The sequence below is a fragment of the Polyangium sp. y55x31 genome (genome assembly GCF_029946505.1).
GTDB lineage: Bacteria > Myxococcota_A > Polyangia > Polyangiales > Polyangiaceae > Polyangium.
Map to the genome: position 1 here is coordinate 139,160 of NZ_JARZHG010000030.1, position 7,221 is coordinate 146,380.

Sequence of the window (7,221 nt, forward strand, 5' to 3'; positions counted from 1 at the left end):
GGACGAAACGCTAGCCGTCCGCCCTCGATGAAGGTCGAGGAACGTCAAGCCCGCGAGGCCGACGCAGCCCGCGGGCCCGACGCACCACGCGAGAGCGCGCCGAGCACGGCCCTGAGGCCCTCGATGACCTCGGCCGAGGGCTCCCCTTCCCCGACACGATACCCGCCCACCGGTTTGCCGTTCGTTTCACCCAGCCAAACCCAGGCGCGCTCGCCCGACGGCGCCTCGAACCCGAGCTCGGCGCGCTGCCCTTCCGACGAGATGCGCACGTCCTTCCACGCGAGGGCGCCAAACGGCGCGCGCCTTCGCAAGAGCTGGATCCGCGCTGCCACCGATCGCAGGAGCGGCAGCGCCGCATCCTCCCCGATCGGATGCACGAACGTGACGTGCCGGGACAACCTCTCGCCGATCGCGAGGATCCCGGCGTGGCAGGCCTCTCGATCCGCCGGCGCGGCGAGGATCCCCACGGAAAACCATTCCGTCGCCGCGATCCCCTCCCCTTCCGATCGCGGCCGGAGCGTGAGCACGAGGCTCTCGTCGCCTTCGAGCCGCACCTCGACCGCGCGCTCGCCGAGCTCCGTGAGGGTCACGCGGGCAAACGGCTTTGGCGGGACGAACCCCGCGAACGCCCGCGCGACGAGCGCCCGCGCGTGCACCGAAAAGAGCTTTCGGCCGGGATCGGCCTCGGCGAGGCGCTCGGGCGTCACGGGGACGAACTCCTCGTCGCCGTACATCTCCCGGTATGTCTCGAAGATGCCATTGCAACGCGCGTCGAAGACACACGCCGCGCAGCCCGCGGGCTTCGATTTGTCCCGCCGCTTGACGAGGTATTTGTCCCAGGGCTTGCTGAGCGTCCTGTCGCCGTCGACGGCGATCGTCATCGTCTTTTCGCCGTCGTGGTGAATGAAGGGCGCGAGGTGCGGCGCGACGCAATACGGGAGGTTTCCGATGTTGACGTCGAACCCCTCGGGGAAACCCGCGACCATCCGTTCCAGCGGGCCGACGAGGCTCCGGTAGCGCGGGATCATCGCCGCGAACTCTTCCTCCGTGCGCACGCCCGCATCGAGCGGCCGCACCATGTCGAGGTGGAGCTGCGAGACCCCGAGCGGCAGGAGCAGGTCCGGGAACGCGTCCACCGATTCGTAATTCGACTGGACGACACACATGTTCACGGTGAGCCGCTGCCCCCGCGCCCGCACGTGATGCATCGACTGCACGATGCGGGCGAACGACCCATCTTTGCGCGTCGTGCGCTCGTGGGCCTCCTCGGTCGCGCCCTGGATCGAGAAGCGAAACGTGAAATTCCCGCGTGTCGCGAGGATCTCGTCCACGAACGCGGCGCGGGCGGTCTTCACGCCGTTCGTGAAGATCACGATCTCCTCGAAGCCGAGGGCGACGCTCTCGCGCACCACGTCGAGGAACGCAGGCTGGAGCGTGGGCTCGCCCCCGAGCAGCGTGATCTTCCGGTGCCCGGCCGCGCGCGCGGCGCGGATCTGCTCGAGGATCGGCTCGAGCGGGAGCGGCCTCGCGCGGCCGAGCGCCGTCTCCTGGCCGCTGACGCAAAAGACGCAACGGTTGTTGCACATGTGGCCGAGCTGAATCTCGACCAACGCTCGGGGCTCCGGGTCGCCTCCGGCGCCCTGCGCCCCCCGCTGCGTCTTCGGCTCCATCAGCGGGATTCTACAACAAAACGAAACCCCGCCACACACGACATGTGGGCGGGGCCTTGTGCTCACGTGTAGACGCCGGAAACTGCTTCCCTAAGCAGCCTTCCTCTCCCAGACCCGACTGTCGAGCTGGTCCTTGATCCACGAGAGGTGACGCTGCTCGTCCGAGAAATTCCTCTCGAGGAGCGAGCGCACCTCCGTCGGCAGGTCGGCCACGTTGAGCGCGGCCTCGTAGGTGCGGTTCGTCAGCTCCTCGTTCCCCCGCATCGCGAGGAGCGCGCTGTGGTCCCCCTGGCTCGTGATGGCCGTGAAGCCCTCGATCAGGAACCCGGCCCAGGACGTCTCCACCTCCGGCTCGCCGCCGCAGACCCGTACCTGCTGCGAGAGATCACGAATATGCCGCTGATGGTCTTCCTGGAACCGGACCAGGTTGCTCCGGATCTCCTCCATCGTGCAGGCGTCGATCGCCTGCTTGTACGCATGCACCGCGTCCACGTCGAGCTTGATCAGTTTGTTCAGCTTTTGAACGACTTCGCGGTTATCCATGGAAAACTCCCTCCTCGGGGCCCTTCCAGGCTCGCGATATCCATGGGGGACGAAGGTGCGCGGCGTCGAGCCCCGCCGCGGGAAGCTTTCGCCCACGGCGTGCAGAGGCTGCTCGTCGGCAAACTTCATTCGATCCCGGACGAAACCTCGCAAGCTTCTTGCAAGCAAGGCGGATCGGACGGCGATCCTGCGCGCCCGATCCGTGAGCCATCGCGGAGGAACCGAACGGGGAGGATTATCGTGTCACTCGACCTCACGAAGGAAAAGGGCGTCGCCATCGACGCCCAGGAAGACTTCACCTGGCGCGACATGGTGCGCGAGCCGATCAGCAAGCTGAACGACGACGCTTTCACACGCCTGCGCATCATCCTCATGAACGGCATCGAGATGGAGGCGAACCGCTTCCAGCACGCCTTCGCCCGCATGAACGATCCGATGCGCGCCGAGCTCGCGAAGGTGCGGCGCATCGAGACGCACCAGCAAGTGCTCGTGAACTGGCTCCTGCCGGCGGATCAGTCGCCGCTCGAGACCACGATCGCCTACGAGCAGGTGGCCATCGAAGTGACCGCGAGCCTCGCGCTCCTCGAGCCCGATCCGTACATCGCGCAGGTGCTCCGCTTCGGGCTGCTCGAAGATTTCGATCACCTCTATCGATATTCAGCGCTCATGGACCGCCTGGAGGGCAAGGACGCGAACGCGATCCTGCAATCGTATACCGACGTCCTGCCGGGCCGGCCCACGGTGGTCGAGCACCGGTATCCGACGGACGATCTGCGCGAGCACTACGATCGCACGACGGCCGCGCCGATCACGAAGCTCGTGTCGCTGACGATCATGTCGGGCGAGCAGCAGACGCAGAACTACTACCAGAACATCGGGCCGCTCTTCGCCGACCCGGTGGCGCGCCTGCTCTACGCGGAGATCGCGCACATCGAGGAGCAACACGTCACGCAATACGAAGCGATCATCGACCCGAACGAGACGTGGATGGAGAAATGGCTCCTGCACGAGTGCACGGAGGTCTGGAACTACCTCGCCTGCATGGAACAGGAGTCGAATGCGCGGCTCAAGGCCATCTGGGAGCGCATGGTGGCCTACGAGCTCGGCCACCTGAACCACGTGATGGATCTCTTCCGGCGTGTGGAGAACCGCGATCCGTTCGAGATCATCCCGACGAGCCTGCCGGAGCGCATCAAGTACATGAGCCACCGCGATTACGTGCGGCAGGTCCTGAAGAACGAGGTCCACCTGCGCAGCGTGGGGACCCAGTTCGTCCCGGTGAACCAGGTGCCACCGGATTCACCCTCGATCGCCTACAACCGGCAGATCAATTCGGATGGTTCGCCCAGCCAAACCGTGGCGGCGGGCTACGTGTACACCCCCGGGAGCGAGCTCGTGAAGAAGGCGGCCTGAGAGGGGCTCGGAGGAGGAAATCATGAAAGAGCCGACCGACATCGGGATGAACCGGACGGGGATCGGGACGAGCCCGATCGATTCGAAGGAGCTCATCGAGGCGGCCGAAGGCACGGTGCCGAGCAGCGAGGGCGACGAGTCGGGCATCGCGAGCCTGCGGATGTCGTACGCGAGCGAGTCCGGGATCGTGGGCACGATGCCGCCGCCGTCGAGCGTGAAGGGCGCGGTGAAATCGGTGCTCGAAGGCCTCGCAGCCAAGAACCCGGCCGTGTTCCTGGACAAACTCGCCGAGCGCCTGCAATTCGAGCGGACCGGGACACGCATGTACGAGAGCGTGCTCGCGAAGCTCGACGCGCTCGGGAGTTACGACGGCGGGCCGACGCGCGAGACGCTCCAGGAGTTCCACGACGAGGAGCTCGAGCATTTCCACGTGCTGCGGAGCGCCCTCGAGAGCATGGGCGCGGATCCGACAGCGCTCACGCCCTCGGCGGACATCGCCGCGGTCGAGGCGTCGGGCCTGATCCAGGTCCTCAATGATCCGCGCACGACGCTGCCGCAGACGCTGCACGCGCTCCTCGTGGCGGAGCTCACCGACAGCGAGGGCTGGGACATGCTGATCGAGCTGGCGACGAGCCTGGGGCACGAGGCGATGGCGGACGATTTCCGCGACGCCATGCGCGCCGAGGAAAAACACCTCGCGCACGTGCGGCAATGGGTGGCGAACCACGCGATGCAGGACGCGGAGGGGAGGCTCGGGCAGGCGGCCTGAGGAAATAGGTCGATCAGAACGGGAGCGGGGGCGTCGTCACGAAAAAGGCCGGCGAGAGCTGGCCCGGTGGGATGTCCCCCCGCCCCGCGTCTTTTTCGGTCGTGAGGGCATACGCGGCGCCGCCGGCCGCGCCGCCCGCGACGACCACGCCGATCGTGGTCCAGAACCACCAGCGCGCATAAATGGGCGGCGGGCGCTGGAGGACGAGCGCGACCGTCCGCTCGCCGCCGGCGGTCACGATGACGCTGGTCTCGTAATCCACGTATTCGGGGTGCCGCGCGGCGACCTTGTGCGTCCCCGGCTCGACCAGCGTTTCGAGCGGCGCTTGCCCCGCGCTCTTGCCGTCGACGAGGACCGTCACGCCGGTCTTCGGCGCGGTCACGAGGAGCTTGCCGACCTTGGCCTTGCTCTGGAGCTGCGCATCGAGGACGTACGCGCCGGCGCCCGGCAGCTCGACGCGCGTACGATAAGGGAAAAACCCGTCCGCCTCGACGAGCACGTCGGCCGGACCGGCCTTGAGCACGAGCGGTTTGTCGAGGGGCGACATTCCGGCGACGACGTCGCGCACGAGGATCCGCGCGCCTTCGACGTTCACCTTCACGCTGAGGCGCGACAGGCGTTTTTCGATGTTCGCAATACGATCGTTGAGCCCCGGCACCTTGGCGAGGAGGTCGGCCGGCGCCTGCGCGCGGAACGCCGTGAGTTTTTCGAGCGCCTCGGGCAACCGGTCGAGCGCTTCGAGGGCCCGGCCCATGTTGTAGAGCAGCGCCGGCTCCGGGCTGAGCGCGTACGCCTCGGTATAGGCCGCGAGCGCGTCGAGGGGGCGGAGCTTGTCCATCGCCTTGTCGCCCTCGGCCTTGCGCTCCTTGGCGCGCGCCACGAGCGCGGGATCCTGCCCGGCTGGCGGCTGCGGGGCCGCCGGCGGGGCCGCTTGCGGCGCGTCGGCGAGGGCCGCCGGGGCGATCGTCGAGCCGAGCGCGACGAGGAGGACGTGGGAAAGGCCAGCGCGGAGGCGATTTCGGCTCATGGCGCGTTTCTAGAGGTGGGTCGGATCCTCCGCCGGGGGCGGGGGCGGCTTGGGAGGCTTCGGCGTGGGCGTCGGCGCGGCCGTGGCCGTCGCGTTGACCGGCGGCGTGGCGGTCGTCGGCTCTTTTTTCGGCGCCGGTCCCACGACGGGCGACGTCGTGGGCGCAGGAACGGTCGCGGCCGCAGGCGTCGTCCCCGTCTCGGCCGCGGCCGCAGGCGTCGGCGTGATCGTGGGCGAAGGCGCGGGCGTCGCCGCGGGCGTCGGCGCCGTCGCGGTCGTGACGACCGTATCCGCGGCCGGCTCCGCAGGCTTTTTCGTCTGTGAGGCGAGCACGAACAGAAACACCCCCACGACGACCGCCGCAATGCCTGCCGACACGATCACCAAGCGCCGGGTCGACATCGGCTCGCGAGCGGCAATGGCCGGCGTCTTCGCATTGAGGAGCGTCTGCGGCGCGGCGCCGGCCGGGCCGAAAGGCACGAGCGCGGCCATGAACGTATCGATGTCGGGCCACCGTTCGTCGACGCGCTTGGCGAGCGCCTTCATGACCACGTCCGCGAGCTTCTGCGGCAGATCCGGCCGGAGCTCGCGCAAAGGCTTGGGCTCGTCCGCGATGATGGCCGCGAGCACGGCCGTCGCGCTCGCCTCGTCCCCGAAGGGCCCACGTCCGCCGAGCAATTCGTAGAGGACCACCCCGAGCGACCAGATGTCCGCCCGCCCGTCGACGTTTTTCGTCGACCGCACCTGCTCCGGCGACATGTATTGCGGCGTGCCGAACGCGGCCGTCGTGGCCGTCTGCGCGGCATTGTCTCGTTTGTCGAGGACCTTCGAAATGCCGAAATCGAGCACCTTGACGACGCGCCGCTGACCTTCCTGGCAAAGGTACAAATTGCCCGGCTTGATGTCGCGATGCACGACGCCCATGCGGTGCGCCTGCGCGAGCGCCTCGCACGCCGCGAGGACGTGGCCGACGGCCTCCGGATACGGGAGCGGGCCGCGGATCGCGAGCTCTTGACCGAGATCCCAGCCCTGGAGCAGCTCCATGACCATCATGGGGCTGCCGTCCGGGAGGTTGTCGACGTCGTAGACGCGCACCACGTGGGGCCCCTGGATCCGGGCCGCCGCGCGCGCCTCGCGCTCGAACCGCGCCGTCACGTCGGGCAGCGCGCGCGCGTCGGGGCGCAGGAGCTTGATGGCCACGGCCTGCTCGGTGCGCTGGTGCCGCGCCTGCAGGACGATCCCCATGCCTCCCTGGCCGAGGACGGACTCGACGACGTACTTGCCGGCGAGCACCGTGCCCGGCGCGGGCGCGCCATCGGGCGAGGCCGGATCCCGTTCGGCGGGCTCGGTCACGGGCGCAGCCTACGCGTGAGCGCGTCCTGTGTGAAGAGGCGAACGCGGCGAAGGGTCGCCGTCTTGGGTTCGGGGGGAGGCGGGGGCGCGACAGGCAGCTCGACGGTCCCGCAGTTGTTGACCCCGCCCTGTCCCGCGCCGCCGTCGGGGCAGACTTCAATCGGACCACCGACGCCGCCGGCGCCGCCCACGCCGCTGGAGCCAGCCGCGCCACCCACGCCGCCGGTCATCCCGCTGCCGACGGAGCCGCCGCTGCCACCCGCGCCGCCCGCGCCGCCCACGCCGCCGGTCATCCCGCTGCCGACGGAACCACCGCTGCCGCCGGCGCCGCCTGCGCCTCCCACGCCGCCAGTCATCCCGCTGCCGCCGCTTCCTCCCACGCCGCCGCCGGCGCCGCCGGCGCCCACGGGGCCGGTCACGCCGGTGCCGCCCGCGCCGCCGAGGCC

Annotated in this window: 6 protein-coding genes and 1 pseudogene; 2 read left to right on the forward strand and 5 right to left on the reverse strand. The window is 69.1% G+C overall.

Features of this window, described 5'->3' with window-relative positions; translation table 11 throughout:
- Positions 1-44: 44 nt before the first annotated feature.
- Positions 45-1,670: a radical SAM protein gene (locus QHF84_RS36740; protein ID WP_281318198.1), complete on the reverse strand. Its 1,626-nt coding sequence runs from the start codon at positions 1,668-1,670 to the stop codon at positions 45-47.
- Positions 1,671-1,760: 90 nt separating this feature from the next.
- Positions 1,761-2,213, reverse strand: coding sequence for a PA2169 family four-helix-bundle protein (locus tag QHF84_RS36745; RefSeq protein WP_281318199.1), 453 nt, complete (start codon positions 2,211-2,213; stop codon positions 1,761-1,763).
- A gap of 240 nt (positions 2,214-2,453) precedes the next feature.
- Between QHF84_RS36745 and QHF84_RS36750 the strand changes: the two genes are divergently transcribed.
- A complete protein-coding gene (locus QHF84_RS36750) occupies positions 2,454-3,626 on the forward strand; it encodes a hypothetical protein (protein WP_281318200.1) in 1,173 nt (390 codons plus the stop codon).
- A gap of 22 nt (positions 3,627-3,648) precedes the next feature.
- Positions 3,649-4,395, forward strand: coding sequence for a ferritin-like domain-containing protein (locus tag QHF84_RS36755; RefSeq protein ID WP_281318201.1), 747 nt, complete (start codon positions 3,649-3,651; stop codon positions 4,393-4,395).
- Positions 4,396-4,408: 13 nt separating this feature from the next.
- Here the strand turns inward: QHF84_RS36755 and QHF84_RS36760 are convergent, their stop codons facing one another.
- From QHF84_RS36760 to QHF84_RS36770, 3 genes and pseudogenes are all read right to left on the reverse strand, one after another.
- Positions 4,409-5,422, reverse strand: coding sequence for a PEGA domain-containing protein (locus QHF84_RS36760; RefSeq protein ID WP_281318202.1), 1,014 nt, complete (start codon positions 5,420-5,422; stop codon positions 4,409-4,411).
- A 9-nt stretch (positions 5,423-5,431) separates the two neighbouring features.
- Entirely contained in the window at positions 5,432-6,775 is a 1,344-nt protein-coding gene (locus QHF84_RS36765; RefSeq protein WP_281318203.1) for a serine/threonine-protein kinase, read from the reverse strand.
- A pseudogene (locus QHF84_RS36770) lies at positions 6,772-7,221 on the reverse strand (hypothetical protein); the annotation flags it as partial. The pseudogene QHF84_RS36770 and the gene QHF84_RS36765, both read right to left, overlap by 4 nt.